This window comes from Streptomyces sp. NPDC048825, from assembly GCF_043198355.1.
Classification (GTDB): domain Bacteria; phylum Actinomycetota; class Actinomycetes; order Streptomycetales; family Streptomycetaceae; genus Streptomyces; species Streptomyces xiangluensis.
Genome location: NZ_JBICUR010000015.1, coordinates 57,887 through 77,420, shown reverse-complemented (window position 1 = coordinate 77,420; position 19,534 = coordinate 57,887). Strand labels below are relative to the sequence as shown.

The 19,534-nt window shown below is 67.7% G+C and carries 24 protein-coding genes and 4 tRNA genes; 7 read left to right on the top strand and 21 right to left on the bottom strand.

Translation table 11 applies throughout. The features are described from left to right. Positions 1-2 precede the first annotated feature (2 nt). From ACGFNK_RS31730 to ACGFNK_RS31720, 3 genes are all read right to left on the bottom strand, one after another. Positions 3-752, bottom strand: coding sequence for a GNAT family N-acetyltransferase (locus tag ACGFNK_RS31730; protein ID WP_393421392.1), 750 nt, complete (start codon positions 750-752; stop codon positions 3-5). A 64-nt stretch (positions 753-816) separates the two neighbouring features. After that, positions 817-1,638 (bottom strand): aminotransferase class IV, encoded by an 822-nt coding sequence (locus ACGFNK_RS31725; RefSeq protein WP_393421390.1) that lies wholly within the window; start codon positions 1,636-1,638, stop codon positions 817-819. After that, on the bottom strand, positions 1,635-2,696 hold the full coding sequence (locus ACGFNK_RS31720; protein ID WP_393421388.1) for a chorismate-binding protein: 1,062 nt from the start codon (positions 2,694-2,696) through the stop codon (positions 1,635-1,637). The genes ACGFNK_RS31725 and ACGFNK_RS31720 overlap by 4 nt, the downstream gene beginning before the upstream one ends. Positions 2,697-2,852: 156 nt before the next feature. Between ACGFNK_RS31720 and ACGFNK_RS31715 the strand changes: the two genes are divergently transcribed. The 3 genes from ACGFNK_RS31715 to ACGFNK_RS31705 all read left to right on the top strand — a co-directional run bounded on the left by ACGFNK_RS31715 (position 2,853) and on the right by ACGFNK_RS31705 (position 3,109). Further along, a tRNA-Gly gene (locus ACGFNK_RS31715) sits at positions 2,853-2,925 on the top strand. Between the two features lie 37 nt (positions 2,926-2,962). Then, a tRNA-Cys gene (locus ACGFNK_RS31710) sits at positions 2,963-3,036 on the top strand. A gap of 1 nt (position 3,037) precedes the next feature. Next, positions 3,038-3,109: transfer RNA gene (locus tag ACGFNK_RS31705), tRNA-Val, on the top strand. 69 nt (positions 3,110-3,178) lie between these two features. Here ACGFNK_RS31705 and xerC read toward each other — a convergent pair. The 11 genes from xerC to ACGFNK_RS31650 form a co-directional block, all read right to left on the bottom strand. Continuing rightward, positions 3,179-4,345 carry a tyrosine recombinase XerC gene (gene xerC / locus ACGFNK_RS31700; protein WP_393421386.1) on the bottom strand — a complete coding sequence of 389 codons (1,167 nt, stop codon included), beginning with the start codon at positions 4,343-4,345 and terminating at the stop codon, positions 3,179-3,181. Continuing rightward, positions 4,342-4,560: a helix-turn-helix domain-containing protein gene (locus tag ACGFNK_RS31695; protein ID WP_393421384.1), complete on the bottom strand. Its 219-nt coding sequence runs from the start codon at positions 4,558-4,560 to the stop codon at positions 4,342-4,344. Before ACGFNK_RS31695 ends, xerC begins: the two co-directional genes overlap by 4 nt. A 2-nt stretch (positions 4,561-4,562) precedes the next feature. Next, on the bottom strand, positions 4,563-5,936 hold the full coding sequence (gene repSA / locus ACGFNK_RS31690; protein WP_393421382.1) for a replication initiator protein RepSA: 1,374 nt from the start codon (positions 5,934-5,936) through the stop codon (positions 4,563-4,565). Then, on the bottom strand, positions 5,929-6,111 hold the full coding sequence (locus ACGFNK_RS31685) for a hypothetical protein (protein WP_393421380.1): 183 nt from the start codon (positions 6,109-6,111) through the stop codon (positions 5,929-5,931). Before ACGFNK_RS31685 ends, repSA begins: the two co-directional genes overlap by 8 nt. An 88-nt stretch (positions 6,112-6,199) precedes the next feature. Beyond that, positions 6,200-6,517, bottom strand: a complete 318-nt coding sequence (locus ACGFNK_RS31680) for a SpdD-like protein (RefSeq protein WP_393421378.1) — start codon at positions 6,515-6,517, stop codon at positions 6,200-6,202. 23 nt (positions 6,518-6,540) lie between these two features. Then, a complete protein-coding gene (locus ACGFNK_RS31675; protein ID WP_217234632.1) occupies positions 6,541-6,696 on the bottom strand; it encodes a hypothetical protein in 156 nt (51 codons plus the stop codon). Positions 6,697-6,708: 12 nt separating this feature from the next. Further along, positions 6,709-6,900: a mobile element transfer protein gene (locus ACGFNK_RS31670; protein WP_062043666.1), complete on the bottom strand. Its 192-nt coding sequence runs from the start codon at positions 6,898-6,900 to the stop codon at positions 6,709-6,711. A 1-nt stretch (position 6,901) separates the two neighbouring features. Then, a complete protein-coding gene (locus ACGFNK_RS31665; RefSeq protein WP_393421376.1) occupies positions 6,902-7,096 on the bottom strand; it encodes a hypothetical protein in 195 nt (64 codons plus the stop codon). A 20-nt stretch (positions 7,097-7,116) separates the two neighbouring features. Beyond that, a complete protein-coding gene (locus ACGFNK_RS31660; protein WP_393421374.1) occupies positions 7,117-7,788 on the bottom strand; it encodes a DUF2637 domain-containing protein in 672 nt (223 codons plus the stop codon). 83 nt (positions 7,789-7,871) lie between these two features. Then, complete coding sequence (locus ACGFNK_RS31655) at positions 7,872-9,227, bottom strand: FtsK/SpoIIIE domain-containing protein (RefSeq protein WP_393421372.1); 1,356 nt, start codon at positions 9,225-9,227, stop codon at positions 7,872-7,874. Between the two features lie 2 nt (positions 9,228-9,229). Next, entirely contained in the window at positions 9,230-9,583 is a 354-nt protein-coding gene (locus ACGFNK_RS31650) for a hypothetical protein (RefSeq protein ID WP_053750107.1), read from the bottom strand. A 423-nt stretch (positions 9,584-10,006) separates the two neighbouring features. Here ACGFNK_RS31650 and ACGFNK_RS31645 point away from each other — a divergent pair, with 423 nt between their 5' ends. Beyond that, complete coding sequence (locus tag ACGFNK_RS31645) at positions 10,007-11,050, top strand: XRE family transcriptional regulator (RefSeq protein WP_393421614.1); 1,044 nt, start codon at positions 10,007-10,009, stop codon at positions 11,048-11,050. Here ACGFNK_RS31645 and ACGFNK_RS31640 read toward each other — a convergent pair. Beyond that, entirely contained in the window at positions 11,034-11,828 is a 795-nt protein-coding gene (locus tag ACGFNK_RS31640) for an NUDIX domain-containing protein (protein WP_393421370.1), read from the bottom strand. The two genes, ACGFNK_RS31645 and ACGFNK_RS31640, sit on opposite strands and share 17 nt — an antisense overlap. Positions 11,829-12,728: 900 nt before the next feature. Between ACGFNK_RS31640 and ACGFNK_RS31635 the strand changes: the two genes are divergently transcribed. Next, positions 12,729-12,998 carry a hypothetical protein gene (locus ACGFNK_RS31635; RefSeq protein WP_393421368.1) on the top strand — a complete coding sequence of 90 codons (270 nt, stop codon included), beginning with the start codon at positions 12,729-12,731 and terminating at the stop codon, positions 12,996-12,998. Between the two features lie 307 nt (positions 12,999-13,305). On the opposite strand, the gene ACGFNK_RS31630 is transcribed toward ACGFNK_RS31635, so the two are convergent. Beyond that, positions 13,306-13,815, bottom strand: coding sequence for a hypothetical protein (locus tag ACGFNK_RS31630; protein ID WP_393421366.1), 510 nt, complete (start codon positions 13,813-13,815; stop codon positions 13,306-13,308). Positions 13,816-14,435: 620 nt separating this feature from the next. Continuing rightward, positions 14,436-15,248 (bottom strand): adenylate/guanylate cyclase domain-containing protein, encoded by an 813-nt coding sequence (locus tag ACGFNK_RS31625; protein WP_393421612.1) that lies wholly within the window; start codon positions 15,246-15,248, stop codon positions 14,436-14,438. 495 nt (positions 15,249-15,743) lie between these two features. Here ACGFNK_RS31625 and ACGFNK_RS31620 point away from each other — a divergent pair, with 495 nt between their 5' ends. Continuing rightward, positions 15,744-16,370 carry a hypothetical protein gene (locus ACGFNK_RS31620; RefSeq protein ID WP_393421364.1) on the top strand — a complete coding sequence of 209 codons (627 nt, stop codon included), beginning with the start codon at positions 15,744-15,746 and terminating at the stop codon, positions 16,368-16,370. A gap of 525 nt (positions 16,371-16,895) precedes the next feature. Further along, positions 16,896-16,970 (top strand) — tRNA-Val (locus tag ACGFNK_RS31615). Between the two features lie 62 nt (positions 16,971-17,032). Here the strand turns inward: ACGFNK_RS31615 and ACGFNK_RS31610 are convergent. The 4 genes from ACGFNK_RS31610 to ACGFNK_RS31595 form a co-directional block, all read right to left on the bottom strand. Next, positions 17,033-17,326: a zf-TFIIB domain-containing protein gene (locus ACGFNK_RS31610; protein WP_033324873.1), complete on the bottom strand. Its 294-nt coding sequence runs from the start codon at positions 17,324-17,326 to the stop codon at positions 17,033-17,035. Positions 17,327-17,399: 73 nt separating this feature from the next. Continuing rightward, positions 17,400-18,371 carry a phosphotransferase gene (locus ACGFNK_RS31605; RefSeq protein WP_393421359.1) on the bottom strand — a complete coding sequence of 324 codons (972 nt, stop codon included), beginning with the start codon at positions 18,369-18,371 and terminating at the stop codon, positions 17,400-17,402. A gap of 288 nt (positions 18,372-18,659) precedes the next feature. After that, entirely contained in the window at positions 18,660-18,869 is a 210-nt protein-coding gene (locus ACGFNK_RS31600; RefSeq protein WP_388676211.1) for a hypothetical protein, read from the bottom strand. Between the two features lie 224 nt (positions 18,870-19,093). After that, entirely contained in the window at positions 19,094-19,369 is a 276-nt protein-coding gene (locus tag ACGFNK_RS31595) for a hypothetical protein (protein WP_033324869.1), read from the bottom strand. Positions 19,370-19,534 lie beyond the last annotated feature (165 nt).

Genomic DNA, 19,534 nt, shown 5'->3' with positions numbered 1-19,534 from the left:
CTCTACAGCAGGTCCTTGCTGAGGAGGTAGGTGATCGTCTCGTAGCCGAGTGACTCAGAGAGCCGCTCGGCCGGGGTGTTCCCCGCGGGGACGTTCATACGGATCCCGGTCCGTCCGGCGGCGATCGCCTGCTCCTCCGCCAGCAGCATCAACGTACGGCCGTGTCCTCGGCGCCGGTACGGCTCGTCGGTCTCCACGTCGAGGACGAACGCCATCCCCTCCCGTGCCCCCAGACACAGCGTGCCCACCGGTGTCCCCTCGTGTTCCAGGACGCTGAACGCCATGCCCTCGGGGGCGAACCCAGCCGACAGCGAAGTGGCATGATCCTTCCCGTACTTGGCGCGTGCCTCGGCCTCTGTCATCGGCCGGCCCCGGCTGTCTGCGGGCAGTACGGGAGGAGTGCCGCCGAGCCGCTTCTCCATGGTGCGGTCGCGCGGCACGTATCCGAGCGCCGTGGCCAGCCGCAGCGCGGGCTCGGCGGCACCCGGCACCGGCACTTCGATCCGCCGGCAGCCCCAGCCGCGCGCCACCTCTTCGGCAGCGAGCGCGGCCACTGTGCCGCGCCCCCGCCGGCGGTCCGGCTCGTCGATCCCCAGCTCCCGGATCTGCGCGACCGACGGCCCGGCGAGGGGGTGGGTCGCAAGGTGTATCGCACCGACGGGCCGGCTGTTCACGCAGACCTTGTAGTGGCGTGACAGCGCCCCGTCGGCTTCGCGCTGAAGCGGCTCGGTCGGCCGCAGGGTGGTGGTCATCAGGGATGTTGTACCCACCGTGGATTACCGGCGTCAGCCCAATGTGCTCGGCTATGGACGGCATTCACGGATCGAGGTCGTCGCCCGACCGCTCGTCGAAGATCCGCATGGCCTTGGCGGTCACCGGCCCGGGCCTGCCCGGGAGTTCGCGCGCGTCGACCCGGTGCACGGCCTGTACGTCGCGCAGGGTCGAGGTCAGGAAGATCTCCTGCGCCCGCTCCAGGACGTCCAGCGGCAGGTCGGTCTCCTTGGCGCCGGTCCACTCGACGGTGAGCGCGCGTGTGATGCCCGCGAGGCAGCCGGAGGCGATCGGCGGGGTGTGGATCTCGCCGTCGAGGACCACGAAGACATTGGACCCGGTGCCCTCGCACAGCCGACCCACGGTGTTCGCGAACAGCGCCTCGGTCGCGCCCTGTTCGCGAGCGCGGGCGAGGGCGACGACGTTCTCGGCGTACGACGTGGTCTTGAGGCCGGTGAGCGCGCCGCGTTCGTTGCGGGTCCACGGCACGGTGATCGCGGCGGTGGAGTCGGCGCGCCGGCTGGTCTCGCCCAGGGCGACGACGAGGGTCGGACCGTGCTCGCCGCGGTCTGAACCGAGCGGTGAGAGGCCACCGGTGTACGTGATCCGCAGGCGGCCCAGCGGCATCGGGTTGGCGTCCAGGACGGCTGCGCAGGCCCGGCGCACTTCATCCAGGTCGGGCTCGGGCAGCCCGAGGCCGTGCGCCGAGCGGGCCAGCCGCTCGAGATGGCGGGTGAGCGCGAACGGCCGGCCGTCGATCGCCTTGACGGTCTCGAAGACGCCGTCGCCCACGGTCAGTCCGTGGTCGAGGACGGAGACACGGGCCGACTCGATGTCCCGCAGCCCACCGTCGAGCCAGAGCTTCACGTGAGGGTCCCTCCACTTGAGTCGTACGCCCCTGACGCTACAGCCAGCAGTCGGGCGGCTTTCAGCTCGGTCTCCCGCCACTCGAGCTCGGGGTCGGACCCCCAGGTGATACCCGCGCCGGAGCCGAAGCGCAGCACTGCCGCGGCCCTTCCGTGCTTGGCGGACCGGTCCATCCAGAACGTACGGATACCGACGGCCAGTTCCCCGGTCCCGCGGTCGGCGTCCACCCAGCCGATGCCGCCGCAGTACGGGCCCCGGGGCGCGGTCTCCAGGGCGTCGATGATCCGCAGAGCGCTCGATTTGGGGGCGCCGGTGACGGAGCCGGGCTGAAACGTCGCCTCCAGCAGCTCCGGCCAGCCCGCGCCATCGCGCAGTTCGCCGCACACGGTCGAGACGAGGTGGACGAGACCCGGGTGCTTCTCGACGACGCACAGGTCGGGCACGGTCACCGAGCCGGTGGCGCAGACGCGCCCGAGGTCGTTGCGAACCAGGTCCACGATCATCACGTTCTCGGCGTAGTCCTTCTCCAGAAGGTCGGCCCCGGTGCGTCCGGTGCCCTTGATCGGGCCCGACTCGACGAACCGCCCGTCGCGGCGCAGAAAGAGCTCGGGTGACGCTGTGGCCAGTTCGACGCCGTGGTCGCGGAGGCGGATCGTTCCGGCATACGGTGCCGGGTTGCCGCGGGCGAGCAGCGCGGTGAGCGCGTCCACGTCGGCGTCCGGAGCGACCGGTGCGGACAGGACCCGGCAGAGGTTCGCCTGGTAGACCTCGCCTGCCGCTATGTGCTCGCGGATGCGGCGCACGCCCGCCGTGTACGCGGCGTGGTCGAGTGACGACGTCCAGTCGTCGATCGCGGGCCCCTGCCACTCCCCCGGCACCGGCGCGGGCACCGGCTCATGACGTATGTCATGGAAGCGGGCGCACACCAGGCGCCCCTCGAAGTCCGCCATGACGGCCCAGAAGCCACTCGATTCCAGGGCCGCGGGGTCACTCGTGACGTCACGGAGGCCGGTCGCGACGAGCGCGCCGAAGCGGGCGAGAGCTGGGAGGTCGTGCACAGGTGCGAGTCTATGGCGGGCGCCGCACGGGTGCCCCGGGCGTGTCGCCTGGCGGGTGCAGCGCAGCACGCTGCACAAACGCGTTTTTGTACTGGCCCCGGAATCCGCTAGAGTTCAACACGTCACCGACCCGCGCGAGCGGGGCGGAAAGGACAAGCGGACGTAGCTCAGTTGGTAGAGCGCAACCTTGCCAAGGTTGAGGTCGCCAGTTCGAACCTGGTCGTCCGCTCGCAGGAAGTGGGGGATCTTCCCGAACCCCACCCCCTGGTGGAGTGGCCGAGAGGCGAGGCAACGGCCTGCAAAGCCGTCTACACGGGTTCAAATCCCGTCTCCACCTCCAAGGACGATTAGCTCAGCGGGAGAGCGCTTCCCTGACACGGAAGAGGTCACTGGTTCAATCCCAGTATCGTCCACACAGGCCAGAGGCCGTTTCCCGATTCGGGAGACGGCCTCTGGCGCGTAGCGAGTGACTATCTGCGTGACTACCGATCCTCGCCACCCTCAAAGATGCGGTCCATGGTCACCGCTCCTGTCTGGATCACCGGGCGGATCTGCTTCCGGTAGACCTTCTCCGTGACCGCCGTGCTGGAGTGCCCCACGAGCCGAGAGATCTCCTCCAGCGGTACGCCGTTGTCGGAGAGCAAGGACACGAAACTGTGCCGGAGCTCCCGAGGCGTCCAGTCCGCAGGGTCGAGACCATCCACCGCGGCAAGGACAGTTCGATAGGCCCGCCGGACGTTGGCCGCATCGAGCTCTGTGCCGACTGCGGACGTGAAGACGAGGCCCTTCTCCCTCCACTGCTCCCCCGCCTTCTCACGCTGCCGATCCTGCGCTTTTCGCTGCTCGGTAAGCGCCTCCACACAGCGAGCAGGCAGCGCGAGCGTGCGCCTCGACTTCCGGGTCTTGGTGTCCCCGCTCGCACGGACGGAACGCCAGACGGCGATGTGCGGCGGGATCGGGGGATCCGCGGCCGGCGCCCCTTCAAGGTCCACGTGATCCCACGTGAGCGGGCGCAGTTCCTCTGTCCGACCTCCAGTGAGGAGAGACAGCACGATGTAGGCGTGCAGCGGCGTATCAGCGGCAGCGTCCAGCACCGCCTCAGCCTGCGCGAGAGTGAGCGCTTTGGACGGACGCCCCTCCTGGCCGGTCGGGACGGAGCACAGCTCAACGACGTTGCGCTTCACCTTGTCCCGCACCATGGCCCGCTTGACCGCTCGGTTCAGACACGACCGGATCACTTGCAACGTGCTCGTACTGAGCGCCTTGGCCTTGTCAGCCAGCCACTTGTCCACCTCGTCGGCGGTCAAGTCGCGGAGCTTCCGCGCTCCGAGCGCCGGAATGATGTGCCGCCGACAGAGGGTCGTGTACTTGGCCACGGTCGCTCCGTCCAGTCCCGCCAAGCCGTAGGCCAGCCAGTCATCAACAGCGTGCTTGACCGTGTAGCCCGAGGGCGCGATGGCAAGGCCGTCTTCGTAGTCCCGAATCACCTCCTTCAGCTTGGCTTTGGCCTCAGTCTTGGTCCGGCCACTGCCACGCTTGACGATCCGCTTTCCCCGACCGTCGTAGCCCAGGCTGACCGTTGCAATCCAGCGTTGGCGCTTGTCGTCCCAGTGAAGGCCGCCGTCTCCCCTGCTACGCCGCTTTGTCACTGGTCGCCCCCCGCTTCGCGTTCGAGGAGTGCGACGTACTCGCGGATCGCCGAGGCAGGGATGCGACGGGCACGCCCTTGCCTCACGGCGCGAAGGCGTCCGGCGCGGATCTGCTCATAGATCACGGTGCGGCTGAGGCTGAGCGCCTTCATGGCGTCTTCGACCCGGTAAAGGACAGGTTCGCCAACCAGACCATGCTCAACGGCGGTCGCCATGCTCACCACTCCCCCTCAGCAGACAGTGAGGCGAGTGCTTCACGGGCGGTTTCGCGGTTGAGCTGTAGATCCCGGGCGATGGTGGCGGCGAGGACAGATTCGCCGGGGGTGTGGCCGTGTCCGGCGTACTGCCAGTCGGCCAAGACCAGGACCGTGTCCGGCTCGACGTCGTCCAGGCCGAGCGCTTCGCGTTCCTGGGCGGCGCGGAAGTCGGCGCGGGCCTGCCGGAGTTCGCCGAGGGTGGTCGAGTAGCGACGGGACTTGGAGGAGAAGTGGCCGCGGAAGCCGAGCATGTGAGCCCAGGCCCACAGGCGACGGTCCGGGTAGAGCGGATCAAGGTCCCGGCATGCGGTGATCAGGCGGCGGGTGTGGTCGGGGATCTGATGGCGGTCGAGTTCGGAGAGTTCGCCGATGCGGCGGTCGAGGGTGCCGGTGTTCTCGGCGGCCTTGGTGGCGTACTTGGCGACGTAGGAGGCCACGGCCTGTTCGGTGATGTCGGAGCCGTCACCGAAGGCCTTGACCGGTCGGACATCGAGCTGGGTGCCCCAGCGGAAGGTACGGGCGGGCTGGTCCCCAGCGGCCGGGATCGAAACCGAGGTGTACGAGTGCGCGGCGGCTGCGTGGATCGCGTCGTCGAGCAGCTGCACGGTGGCCCAGACCGGAGATGGGGTTTCGGGGCCGTCGGGGCCGTCGATGCGGATGACGGCGTGAAAGTGCAGGGCACCGCGCTTCTGGAACTCGGCGACCTTGCCGTACGAGACGCGGGCGACTTCCTTGAGCTCGCGTTGGGTGATGCCGGCGCGGGCGGCGATCTCGCGGCGGAGCCGGTTGGTGAAGCGCTGCCACAGCTGCCCGGCGTGGTTGTTGAACAGGACGGCGCCCGCGTAGTCGTACGTGGCCGGATCGAGTGCGGTGCCGAGGACCGGGTCATCCGGGGCGTGGCGGGTGCCGCAGCGGCAGGTGCCCCGGTCGGGCCGGTTGTGGACCGGCCCGAAGGACGGGGCGGTGAGGGTGGCGAAGACGCGCGGGTGATCGCGGACGGTGGCGGGGATGTCGCGCCGGTCGTCTCCGGCCAGGCCCGCGCGGATGAGGTGGTAGGTGTCGCCCGCGTAGGTGAAGGCGCAGGAGGGGCAGCGGGAGGCTCGGCGGTTGCCGCAGGCGACACGGAGCCGTCCGCCCGGCTCGTTCTCGGTCGAGTAGTGGTGCAGGGTCTCGCCGGTCGTCTTGTCCTTGGCGAGCGTCCAGCCGGTGAGGTGGATGGGGTCGGCGCAGCCTCCGGTGCGGCGGATCTGTTCGTGCCAGCGGTCGTAGTCATCGGCCGAGGCCACCCTCAGCAGATCGCCGAGGGTGACCGGGTCGAGCAGCAGGTCAGGCACGGGCGCCCTCCCGAGTGCGGACCGGACGGGTGCCGGTGCCGTGGCAGGCCGGGCAGTACGCGGTGATCGTGCGCTGGTGGCCGTGCTGGTCGCGGCCACCGAGAGTGACGGCGGCGGAGGCGTGCCCGTCGCAGTTCGGGCAGATGCGAGGCGAGGGTGTGGTGCGGTCGGTCATGCTGGGGGTTCCTTCCGGTTGCGAGATCGGAGTGGGGCACGGCTCCCGGGCGGCGCAGACTTGGCGGTTGAGGCCGCCCTGGGGCCGGTCAGCGGCGCTTTGCCTCGCTGTTGATGAGCGAGCGGATGACCAGGGCGCAGATCGCGACGGATGCGCCGGTGATGGCAACCGCGAGGAGCATCGAGACCAGGACCACGCCGACGACCAGGACCACGGCCGTTCCACCGCCGACGAGGGCGACGACGGCACCGGGGGTGAGCTGGACGGTGGGCCGGGCAGGCACGGCAGCCGAAGCGGGTACGGGTGTGACCGGGGCGGACTGGATGACGGTGGTCGGCTCGACAACGGCGGGCGGGGTGACGAGGCCGGTCGGCTGGGGCATGACCGGGAGCTTGGGGCGGAACATGGTGCGTCTCCTTTCAGCGGTGGTTACTTGATGGCGGTGTCGATGACGGGGGCGAGGAGGCTGTCGGCGATGAGGTAGCCGCCGAGGAGGAGCACCAGGACCAGCCAGAGCGGCGGGCGGATGAGCTTGATGCCGAGGTAGCCGACGGCGGCGAGGGCGAACCAGAGCGGGACTTCCATGGCGGTGGCCTCCTAGCGGGCGGTGCAGCGGTGGGTGCGGGCGGCGAGTTGGGCGGCGGTTTGGCTGGAGTAGTCGGCGGACCAGCCGCAGCGGTCGTTGGTGCACACGGCGGCGTGCTTGGTGCGGCCGTGGCGGTCGCGGTGGGTTCCTATCTGCACGGGGCCGATCCGCATGACGGAGTGGAAGTGGTCGCGGGCAGGCATGTCAGTCGCTCTCCGTTCGGGTGGTCAGCGGGGCGGGGAAACTGGCGCGGATACCGGCGGCGGTGGCCGGGTCGGTGGTGCGCTGGGCGGCTTCCTCGGCGAGCAGGTGGGCGAGGTAGGGCCGGTTGGCGGCGGCCATCTCGCGGGCACCGTCGAGGTAGTCAGAGGCGGTCAGGTCGGCGGGGTCACGGAGCATCGGTCTTGCTCCCTTCTGGGTCAGGCGAGTTGGGCGGCGATGGCGTCAGCGAGCTGGGGCGGGACGCCGAGGCGGGCGCGCAGGGTGTCGGTGTCGATCGGCGATCCGGTGCGGGCGTGGTGGTCGTCGGCGACCTTGCGGGCGTGGTCGACCAGCGCGGCCGGTACCGGCGGAGCCGGGACAGTAGACGCAGCGGTCAAGGGCTCGGCGGCCGGGAGCGCGGGGGTTTCCTCGGCGTCAGTCACGGGGGCCGGGATGGTTTCCGGCTCAGGTGCGGCGACCGATTCGGGGTCGGGTGTAGGGGCCGGCGCTTCTGGTGCCGGGTGGTCGGTGGTCGAGTGGGCGAGGAGGGTGCCGCCCATGAAGGCCAGGGCGGGCCAGGCGGCGACCAGGATCCGCAGCCAGGCCGGAACCTGCTGGAGGTCGAGGAGTCCGGCAGTGGCGACGTTGGCGCCGAGCGAGGCCACCAGCGCGATCACGAACCAGCACCAGGCCAGCCGGGACGGGCCATCGGAGCGCAGCCGCCGCCAGGAGGCAACCAGGAGCAGGTCCACCGAGACCGGGTAGGCCCAGGCTTTCCAGCCGTCTTGTCCGGCAGCGGCGGCGAGGTCGTGCAGGTGGGCGAAGGACAGTGCCCCGGCAATGACGGCCTGGACGAGCACGGCGTCGACACGGAGGGCGGGGCGGGCCATCACAGCTCCTTCCGGTGATGAGGCATGGCAGGGGTAGGGACCTGGCGCGAGGACGGCCGCGCCGACCGGGAAGCGGGGGTGGGTCAGGCGGTGGCGGGGGCCGTCATGGACAGCGGCACGCGGGCCGAGGGCAGCGGGGCAACCGCGGGGCGGAAGGCCTCAAGGGCGGGCAGGTCCGGGACGCGATCGGCGTGCTTGTTGCAGATGTTCACGGCCTCGCGCAGCGAGGTGTGCGGAGCGCGGATGCGGGCCCAGCCGCCGGAGGAGTCCCCGGCGATGGCGACCCCTCGCATGTCGGTGGGGATCTGGACGGCCGCAAGGACGGCGTCCGGGGAGATGTCGGCGAAGGCCATGTTGGCGGAGGTCTCGTCGTTGACGCGGTGGGCGGTGCGGCCGGTGAGCTGGGAGCGGAGCATCGTGATGCTCTTGCCGAGTTCGGCGCCGAAGCGCTGCCCGCAGATCTCCAGGTAGATCCCGGCGGCGCGGCCGAGCTGGGCCAGGCGGACCAGGGCGGTGATGATGCGGTCCCGTCGCTTCTCCTCGTCCTTGGTGGCGAACAGGGCCAGTTCGGCGACCTCGTCGACCAGGACCACCACCGGCACGGGGCGCAGGTCGGCGGGCAGGTCCCAGATGTCGGCGGCGATCTCGGCGTCCGGAATCGCGACACTGATGCGCTGCTGGGCGCGGATGAGTTGGTAGACGTCCTCCATGTGGGAGACGAGGGCTTCCAGGAGGTCGAGGGCGGTGTCCGGGTTGTCGGCGAGCGCGGAGAACCGGCGTGCCAGCGGGAAGAGTTCGACTCCCTGCTTGCAGTCGATGCCGACCAGGGCGACATCCTGCGCGGCAAGCCCGGCCACCAGGTTGCGCTGGTAGACGGACTTCCCGGACTCCGTGGCGCCCAAGGTCAGACCGTGCGGGACGGCGCGGTAGTCGCGGTAGTGGACCGAGCCGTCCTCGCGCAGGGCGACCGGGACCCGCATCGGGCGAGTGTCGGTCCGGGCGGGCATCTGCACCCGCTTCAGTACGTCGTAGCCCGTCATGCGCACTTCGACGACGCCTGAGCACAGTTCACGCGAGGTGACGCCGTACAGGTTGAAGGAGTGGCGCAGCCGGTCCGAGGCCGCCGCGACGTCGAAAGCGTCCTGCCCGGGGCGCAGGCCCAGCCGCAGGACCAGGCCGGTGCGAGTCGGGCGGATGCGCAGGATGCGCGGCGGACGGGACTCGGGTGCCGGACGGTTGGTCATCCGGGCGAGGGCGAGGCGCCAGCGGGAGGGCGGGACGGTCAGGCCGCAGGCGTCCATGACGGAGGTGTAGCGGACCAGGACCCGCAGGGTGGCGAGGGTGACGCCGAAGGTGAGCCAGTACCAGGCGGGGCGCCGCCACCGCAGGATGACTGCGGCAGCGACGACCAGCACCAGCGTGACCGTGAACCAGGCCATGGTCAGGCCGCCTTGGGCTTCGAGGCACCGGCGGCCAGCGAGGTCACGGCGACCGCACGGAACGCGATCCCGTGCCGCTTCTGCCCGTTGAACTCGTTCTCCCACGCCGAGGCGACCAGACCCGTCAGCGCGACCGGGGTACCCATGGCCAGGTCCTCGGAGACGCCGGGCTGCGGAACGGTGAGCTTCAGGATCTCGACCTCGTCGGGCGTGGAGAACATGACCTCCACGGTCATCAGCGTGACGCCGTCCTTGTCGATGGCGATCTCACCAGTACGGCGGTCCTTGACCTTCGGCTGCGGAGCCTTGGCGACCATCACGGTCGCGTTGGAGGTGTCGACGGGAATCTGACGCATTATGGAACTCCCTTTCAGGGACGGGAGCGGCGTACTTGCTTGGCGGTGGGTCGCCGCTCCTGTGCGTTGACTGGATGCGTAGCAAAGCCACGCATGTTTGCGCTTCCGTCTGGTGCGCACCAATAGGTTGCATCTGGTGCGCACCAGATGTCAAGCGGTGTCGTCGGTTCGGCTCTTCAACTCGCCTACCTGCGACACTTCTAGAGAAGCGTTTCTGCCAACGTTCCGGTAGCCAACAGGGGTTAACACCCGGCTCGTTAACCCCTGCCGACCTGCGGGGATGTGAGGCATGCTGCTATTAGGGCTTGGCAACCACATGCAGGGCGAGGCGACGTGACGAACGGACTCAAGTCAGCGAGGAGTGCGCGGGAGTGGTCGCAGGAGCGGCTGGTCCGAGAGATCGAGCGCCATGCGCATCAGCACATGCTCACCGTCGCATCCACGGCCAGCTTGCGGGTCTACGTCTCGGAGTGGGAGAACGGCCGCCGCCCGATCTCGGCCCGTTACGCGAAGATCCTGCGCTCTCTGCTCGGCATCACCGATGACGAACTTCACGGCAAGGCAGATGCGTTGTCCGCGCCAATCTCGGCTGACGGGTACGAGGAACTCATAAGCCGTATCGACTCTGCCCGCAGCGTCAGCCTCACCATGGTGAAGACGTTCATGGATCAGACGGAACTGTTCCGGACCATGGACCGGCAACTGGGAGCCGCGAGCCTCGTCGACCAGGTGACGGGGCACCTGGCGACGCTGGAGGACGCGCTCACCTTCGCGGTACTCCCTGAGACCCGGCGCCCGGTTGCCCTCGCGCTGGCCGGGGCGGCGACGATGGCCGCTTGGCAAGCGTTAGACGTTGGTGCCGTCGAACGTGCCTGGCGACACTACGAGTTGGGCAAGAGGGCGGCGCAGGAGGCCAACGAGCCGATGTATCTCGCGCACGCCACGGCCGAGCAGGCATACGTGCTGTGCGACGCGGGCCGGACCTCCGTCGCAGTCCAGCTGGTACGGGATGCCCAACGGGTCGGTGGCAAGGCGATGTCGCCGCGCCTCAAGGCTTGGTTGTACGCGGCCGAAGCTGAAATCTGCGCCCGAGCGGGAATGCCGGACGACTGCCGGCGGGCGCTCGAAAGTGCGATGCGGTACCTGCCGCCGGGGGACGAGGCCCGTGACGCGGACATGTTGAGCATCTTCCTGAACGAGGGGCACCTCAGCAGGTGGCGCGGTAGCGCGCTCGCCCTGATAGGCGACGACGAAGCGGTGTCCAGCCTCTATGACGCCCTTGATTCCGCAGATCCCACCTTCATACGGGCGTCGGCGGGACTGCGTTGCGATCTCGCACAGGCGCACATGTCGCGCGGCGAATACGACCAAGCGCACGACCATCTGCGGCAGGCCCGGCTGGTGGCGAACCGTACGGGATCAGTCCGCTATAGGCGTCTGATCGAGCAGCTCACGCAGCAGTTGTAGGGGAGACTCCGATACTCCTGGTCGCGAGTACGTGGAGTAGGGCCACGAGCGTTCCCGAACCCATGAGTTCACCGCGGGCCATGAGTCCGGGAATGTCGGTAAGAGGTACCCAGGCGATATGCCCCGCCTCTTCGAGGTCCGTCGGCTCCCCGACGAGCTTCGCGCCCTGGCCTACGAAGATCTCGTGCGGCGAGTCGACCATGCCCACCATGGGCTGGTAGGTGACCACGTGCTCAAGAGCGTCCGGCCGCCAGCCAGTCTCTTCCTCGACTTCGCGCAGCGCCGCCTGCATGGGGTCTTCGCCCTCGTCGACGATGCCGCCGGGCAACTCCCAGCCGAAGGCCTCGGGGACGAAGCGGTATCGCCATATCATCAAGACGCGGTTCTCGTCGTCGATCACGGCGGCAATGGCGACGTGGTGCAGGCGCACAACGTGATGCTCGAAGCGGTCCACACCGGGAGGCTCGACGTCGACGAGACTGAGTTTCACCCAGCGGTTGTCGTACACCGTTCGCTCGCCATGGATCTGCCAGGGCTCGACATCGGCCGGCGCTACCGTAGTCACGGAGCGATCCGGAACCCGGTAGGAGCTACGGCCATGTACCTCGACGACGCCCTCAGCGACGAGCTTGGCCAGCACCTGGCGCAGTGCTGTACGGCCGATGCTCAGCTCTTCCGACAGGGTCCGCTCGGACGGGAGCTTGGAACCTGGCGAGTACGTGCCCGTCGCGATCCACTCGCGAATCGTGCGGTAGACCCGCTCTGACTTCGGTCCCATCCGGTGAGCACACTCCTTGCGCCTGTGATGCTGGTCCGCTCCAGCGTAGCGACCACATACGAAAATCCGTAGGTGGTCCGATGTCGTCGCCGAGCAGCAAGGGCGCGGTAGGACTTTCCCTACTTCATCAAGGCCCGCGCACGGCGCGGGCGCGCGCCGCTCCAGGCGCGGCCCGCCTCCATGCCTTCGGCACCGGCTGGCCGCGCCACGCGGCGCGCTCGCGTACATGCGGGCAGAGGGAAGAGACCCGCTCCGGCCAGGCCACGGTCAAAGACGATGCCTCCGGCGGGGGCGCTCAGGCACCGGGGGCAGGGGGCGCCGCTGTCGGCTGCCGGTTCGCAGGTGGTTGCGTGAAGGGCTCCCATCCCGTCCACCGTCGACCCAGGCGAAGCCGAGCAGACGCGGCCCATGGCGTCCAGGTCGTTCGTACAGTGGCGCGCTCCACCTGGACGCCATGGACCACGCCTGCTCCACGGTGTGTGGGTCGACGGCGGACGGGATGCGAGCTGGGGTGAGTGGTGGGGAGCGGTGGGTGCGAAGCCGATCGACTCGCAAATATAGTGATCTCCGTCACGCCGCAAAGTCGGGTATATGCCTCATAAGGCCTGTGTAGGCTAGGGGCATACCCGCGAATGGGGGGCCTGATTGTCAGTGGCGTGTGATATGGGGATGAGTCTTTGCAGGTCAGCTAACTGACGTGTGAACGTCTAAGTTCGCCTAAGTTCGCCTAAGTTAGCTGGAGTTCGTTTCGCCGAGAGCGCCGCGTACAAGTCGGAGACTTGAAGGCGAGGGGCGCCTACTGTCAGGGGCGTGCCATACCGTTTAACCACCAACACCGAAGGGCGCGCCCGCCTTTGGGAAGAGGCTCCGGGCGCACCCTTCTGACAACCAAGGAGGACTATGCCCATCCCGGGTCTCGGTGGACTGTCGGTGCTTGACACCCACCTGCTTGCAACTCTCGCACGAGGGACTGACAGCCGCAAGAAGATCATGCTGTCGCTGGCTGTGGTCGCAGCGTGCGTGATCAACGGCGACACGATGACTGGCGTTCTGCGCCAGGCCACTTGGCTGATAGTGGCGGTCGTCGTTCTGATCGTTGTGCAGGCGATTGCGGTACACCTTCCGCAGTCGCGTGCCAAGTCTGCCGCTGAACCTGACACCAACGGCTGACGCCAACAGCCCCGTACGAAGGCGGATCAGGGCGGACCGCAACGACCAACGCAAGGATGCGGGCCGAACTCAAAGCCTGTACGCGTCGTGCCCCATCCGTGCCCGATAGACCGGGAACTCACGGGGAACTGCGGTCACCAACAGGCAACCTGCATGACGAAGGCCCCTGACCGATTTACCTGGTCAGGGGCCGTTCATCTGCGGTGGGTGTGGGATTTGAACCCACGGTGACATCGCTGCCACGACGGTTTTCAAGATCGCTCAAGGGGTTGCGTCGCCCATTGAGACTCCACCGACCTCCTACGCTTCACCATGCGGATACGAATAGCCAAGCAGTCAGAAAGGCCGCGTTCGCAATCGTGGTGCGGAGCGCCAACTTGAAGTTCTTGTGCTTCCACTGAGCAATCTGCGCAAGGTTTTTCGCCTGCGCCCAGGCCTCTTCACGCGACTCAGAAGGACTTAGTGCAGTCAGAACGTGCAGATCAGTCTCACATAGCCATGGCCACGAATACCGCGAGCTACGTACTGCATGCTGGGTTCTGGGGATCAAAACCTTGGCCACGAAGAAAGCGGCCATGCCGAAGGTCAGACTGAATCCCACGAAGAGCAATGTGCCGATGAAATCGCGGGGCGAGTCAAGAAAATCAATAAGCTGCCTCTTGCTGAAATTATCGAAGGCGGGGCTCACCAGCAGCGCGAGGGTTGGCGCCAGCAGACCCGCCTTTGTATCAGCTGAACGGATCCATTCTCCGACCTGCTCCAGCGTAAAGCGTACATCCTCGCCCGGGTCATGATTCACCGGCGACTCGTCAGACATGGAGGCTTGACGCCTACGCGATCCCGCTCTACGCAACCTCACTGTAACCATCCGTCGGCCAGAATCCACGCATACGCCACTCAGTGTAAGCGGCAAACCAGTGGGCAGCCCAGGCTACCGCAGTGGCCGTGCTGTGCCGTTCAGGATCCCAGTCACTTGCACCGGCAATGCACAGGGCATCCGAAGTATAGAGGTGCGGCGGCTTCTTCCAGCGCTTCCCTTCCTGACGTCCGAGCCGACGCGTAGTTCGAACCGAGGGCAGAGACTTGTCGACCTGAGGGAAGACCGCTACCGGAAACACTCCTCGCCCAGTATTGATTTCGCCGAAGTAGAAGTAGTCTCCCTCGTCGTCGACCAGAGTGAACGCCGGAAAAGCGGCACGCATAGCCTCTACGTCGCTGTGCCTTCCTGCTAGGTCTGTGTTCCACCAGGCCGACTGATACTCGGAACGGACGGGAGAAGGATCTTCGCCCCCGTGGAACCTGTGGGGCTCCATCCTGGTGCTGGGCTGACTTGCCGTGTGGGCTCCGTCCAAAACGATGCGACCGTCCACGGTCACGGAGCGCGGCGTATTGATTCCGACATGACGGAGCAGGGTTGGAATGCTCACGATCTCTCCATTAATAACGAATAGCGCTTACCGGCCTGCCGGCTAGGGCTTCTCGGATGCCTGGGATGTGTTGAATGTACGAACCCCACTTCACTTGATAGAAATCATAGGACTTTGTCTCATCGTCTCTGGTGTATCGCTTCGGGGACTTGTCATGGCGCCACAAGTCATCATCGGGGAGAAGCCCAGCTAGCTCTTCCCCTGCGACCACTTCCCAGGAGTTCGCATACTTCTCACATTTGGCGGCGAAGTTGGCACTGAAGCCAACGACGTTTACTTCGCTAGCGACCTCACTTCCGATACGCACAAAGTCGAGCCTCCCGAAATCTGCACCTGCACGAACCTGCACCGGCCGCATCCCTGACTCTTTGAGCAGAGAGTTGAGGGCATTCCTGGTAGCGTCAAGAGCAAAGGCGCATGCCGTCACAGCAACCGCCGCCGAAATACGATGATCTTGAACCCTTGGATCACCGAAACACGCGAAGACGCCATCACCTCGAAAACCGAGCACATAGCCGCCGAAGTCCTGGACGGCCAGCGCGATCTGAGTCATGACGGCGGTGTTCAGGCGGAGTACTGACTCAGGCGACTCCCAGAAGGTGCGAGCCGTGAACGAGACGAGGTCAATGAAGGCGGTTACACCGTGACAGTACCCACTCTCCCCCAAGCCGAGGTGCTCGAAATCGGGGTGCCCCGTAGAAGGCAACGTAGCTGCTGCGGCACGTGCCTCTTTCGATACTGTCCCGGCCGAGGCCGTGAGCGTTCGGTACCGATTAAAAGCGTCGCGAGCAAACCGATCTTGACCCTGCTGGCCTGTCCACACCTGCACTGCTGACCTCCATGCAAACGTCCGGCATGGTGATCACCAGCCCGAGCATTTCCGATTGTACGCCCGCCTTGGCGATCCATGAGAAGGGAAAACCACCCCCCTCGCAAGGAAGGAATGGATTGCCTTACCTACCCACAGGTAAGCGGAATGGTTGACTTCGCATTCGCTTGGACTATTCCCAGTGGGTGACCGCCTCGAACCCATCAAGGTGGGACCCGGTCGCCACAATGCACGAGCGTCCTCCCGGGCCGTACTCAGGCCAGGGAAGGGCGCTCAGCGATGACCAAAGCCGACAACTGTCGACACCTCAGCAGCAGGTCAGAGCGTTGATCGATTAGGCGACCGCAGGTCACGGCCGCCGATGATCAGTTATGGCTGTTCTGAGAAACGAGCGTGTGTAGCCGCGTCCTGGCCAGATCGCCCCCTTGTGCGCCCTTCGTGTACGTGTCACACAGTTCAGAGGCGGGACCTGGGGGAGGGGAGCACTGCATGTCGGTGTTGGGTGGCTATCCGGCAGGGCCGTCGGCCTGGGCCGTCGAGCGGTTTGGGCGGCATGCCGGCGCGCTTGCCGCTGCGGTTCCGGCGCAACTGGCCAAAGCACACGGGAAGGCTCATGCCGCGCACCTCGCTGCGGGGCTGAAGAAGCGGAGTCCGTACGGTCTCGCCCTTGCGGGGGTGGTGCGCGAGAACCTGGCGGAGACGGCGCGGGAGCTGGGGGAAGCCGTGCGCGACGTGCGCGGATATGAGTATGCGGTGATCAACGATCACGCACTCTTCCCGTTCCGGTACGCGGATAGGCCGAGGCCCCTGGACCGAGCCCGATTGCCCGCCAACGCGTCGCCCACTCGGCACCGGTTGTTCCGGGCGCACGGGCCGCAGCCTCCGGAAGGCCTGTTCGACGTCGATGAGGACTTGGCGACCGAGGAGTACCTGGGGCTGCACGAAGCGTTCGAGGAGCTGGGAGCTTCCACCAGGCTGGTCTGTGTGTTCTTCACGGCCGACGCCGAAAACGGCATCCATGCCATCCACTGGGGAGACGCCCACCTCGAACCCGACCGCACCTTCACATGGCCCTACAGGGAACAGCTCCCGGTCGCTCCCGTGCAGCTGGAGTGACGGACGGTGGCGCCGCTGCCTGGACCCGGCCGGTCGAGGGCTCACTGAGTCCTGGGCCGTCCCTGGGCCGTGCGAGGCCGACCAAAGCTGACAGTCGGCACCCACGGGTGACCGCCCCCACCCCGCTCTGGCCTGGGCTGCCAGAGTTGATCTGCCACACTGGGAGGGTTATGCCTGCACCCGGAGAACTGGCATGAAGAGGCGGCTGCTCTGCCGTACAGCAGCGAGGTACAGCGACCATCGCGACCGCAGCCAGTCACCACCGACCGCAGGCAACTGGGCGACCAGCCGCACAGACCTCAGCGGCCTCCCCGCCCGTAGTTCGCATCGAGGAGCGCGAGCAGCAGAGTGGCACTCCGCCGACCTCAGTCCAGACCTGTCGGTGTGAGTGACTACCGCGCGGACTGAGTGACTAACTGCGTGACAACCGGCACGCACAGCGGCGAACATCGACGGACGTCAACGGATTTGCGGTGCAGGCCAGAGGCGTGTCAATATCTCTCCACCGGCCCGGACGGGCCGCCCGCGCGATTAGCTCAGCGGGAGAGCGCTTCCCTGACACGGAAGAGGTCACTGGTTCAATCCCAGTATCGCGCACCAGCCGAAGCCCCCGGCCGTCTCGTACGGCCGGGGGCTTCGTTGTGCACTCTCCGTGGACGCGGTCAGGAGGAAAAGAGCATGTGGCCGAAGCTCTTCTGACGCTTGTGGCCGTAGTGACCGCCATGGCCGCCGTGCGGGGCGCCCCAGGCGGGTGCGGGAGCGGCCGGGTAGGCCTGCGGGGCCGCCGGAGCGGCGGGGGGCGGCGGCGCGGGCTGCTGCCACTGGGACTCCAGGCGGGTCAGTGACTCCAGCTCACCGTAGTCGAGAAAGATCCCGCGGCAGCCGCTGCACTGCTCGATCTGGACGCCATTGCGGTTGTACGTGTGCATCGGCGCACGGCACTTCGGACACTGCATGGTCGGCTCAACTCCTCGCCGGTCGGTACTGCTTCGCCAGGACAGACACTGCCCGGCTTCGGTCGGTTGCACCCTACGTCGGGAAACCCGGAGCCAACTCCGGCGGGTGGGCTGCCATTCGGTCACAGGCGTCGATCACGGCCACCTCCACTTCGTCGAGCGCACGGCCGGCTGCCATCGCCTTCACAATCGCCAGAGCTCCCGTCTGGACGGTGAGGGCACGGGCCGGGACGTCCAGGGCGGGCCAGGGGTCGGTGTCCGCAGAGAGCGCGGGGCCTTCGGCCTTCTGGTACGCCGTCAGGAAGCGGGTCCATTCGTCGGGCGGGAGGAGTCCACAGGCGAACCAGGCGGCTGGGCGGGCCAGATCCCACGCCGGCTCGCCCAGTCCGAGGTCGTCGATGTCGATCAGCAGCCAGGCGCCGCCCGGGTCGCGGACGAGCTGGCCCAGGTGGAGGTCACCGTGGCACAGCGTGTGTGCGTTCACCATCGGGGCCTCGTTCTTCGCCCAGGCTGGGAGGACGGACCAGGCGCGCAGAACCGGCTCGGCGGCCGGGTGCGGGCCCGCCGCCCGGAGCCGCTCGACGGCTCGGGCCGCCTTCGCCGGACCGCGCATCGGCGGGAGCCCGGACGCGAGCGCGGCTCGGGACGTCCGGTGGAGGCGGGCGAGGAGGGTGGCGGCGTCCTCCCAGGGGGCGGCTTCGGGGGTTTCGGGGTCCACGGGGGTGCCGTACGGCCAGAACGTGACCAGGCGGCCGTGCAGTTCGGCAGCGCTCGCAGCGAGCGGCGCCAGGAGGACGCCGTCGAGGGCCGGGTGCGCGGCGACGGCCAGACGCGCCGCGAGCTCGCCAGTGTCGGTGCCGGGGGCGTGCGCCTTGGCCACGGTGTCCGCATGCCGCACGACGGTGCCATCGGGCCGATCGGCCAGCACGGACGTGTCCGTACCGCAGGCACAGACACTCGCCCCCGGGTGCACCGCGGCGCGCACCTTCGCGGTGAGGGCGGGCAGCACGTCTGCGGTCACTCGGATCCCCCTGGGGTCGTACATCGCCGGCTCAACCCAGTGAGCCCGGGTCAACCCCGTGAGCGTACGCAGCCAGCCCTGGACCCAGAACCGCAACCATCCACGACGGCCCTCGAACCGCAACCATCAATTGAGCAACCACAACGGCGAGCATTGGGTCCGCGAGAGCGGCGCCGGCTTAGGCGCAAAAAAAACGCCCGCGCAGCTCCCCAGCTGCGCGGGCGTCTGTGCCGTCCGCCGCACCCCCGTCCCCACGGGGTTTCATGGCCGGATGTCCCCGCCCGGACCGCTCTTCCGGGCCTGGGGCGCCGCTCAGCGCCCCAGCATCACGCCCACGGACGACGCTTGTGTGACCACTGCTTCCCAGCCGCCGAAGACGACCACGAGCAGGGTCGCCAGGGGGAGGACCATGGCCGTCGCCACCAAGGGGTGGCGCTGGCCGGACCGGCGGGTACCGAACGCGGCGCTGTTCGCCCTGCGTCCCCGCGTGCGGATCATCGTCCGCGATGCCGTGTCCGCCATGGTCCCTCTCCTGACCTTCTGTTGATGAAGCTCTTGTTGCTGATTGAACCTGCTGTCTGACAGCGGCGGGTGGCTGACCTCGGGGGACGAGTGCTGCACCCGCCGCTTGACTTCAAATCTAGGTGGGCGGGGCCCGTGGGGCGTCATGCCGTCGTATCGATTGCCGGGCCTCCCGGAGGATGAGCGATGACCTGCGAAGTACTCCCCTGGGTGGAGAAGAGGTCCTAGGTCTCGGGGTCTTCCCGGAGGGGACGTCCGGTCTGCCCCGTCTGTTCCGAGCTGTCCTCCCTGGGCACGGGCTGTTCGACCAGGGCCAGCACCCTGTTCGCCATGAAGCGGGCCGTTCGGACCACCCCTCCGCTGCGGGTGACTTCGCTCACTTCCACGACTCCCCTGCGGACCGCCGTCTCCACCCGGCGCCCCGCGCGGCTCGCCACCACCTCGTATGTGCGTGTCGTGTCCCCGGCGTCCACGACTATCTCCACTCGATCACCCTTCACGGGCCCAATCCCCCTTCTGCGACAGATGGTTGGGGATCCCGGCAGCCCAAAGCCGCTGAATTCGCCCGTCCCCTGACCACCTTTCAAGTTTCGCACCCGGCACTGACAATCGGCCGGGCCACGAGGGCGCGGCCTCTGCGCGCGCCCGGCCACGGAAACGTAAGC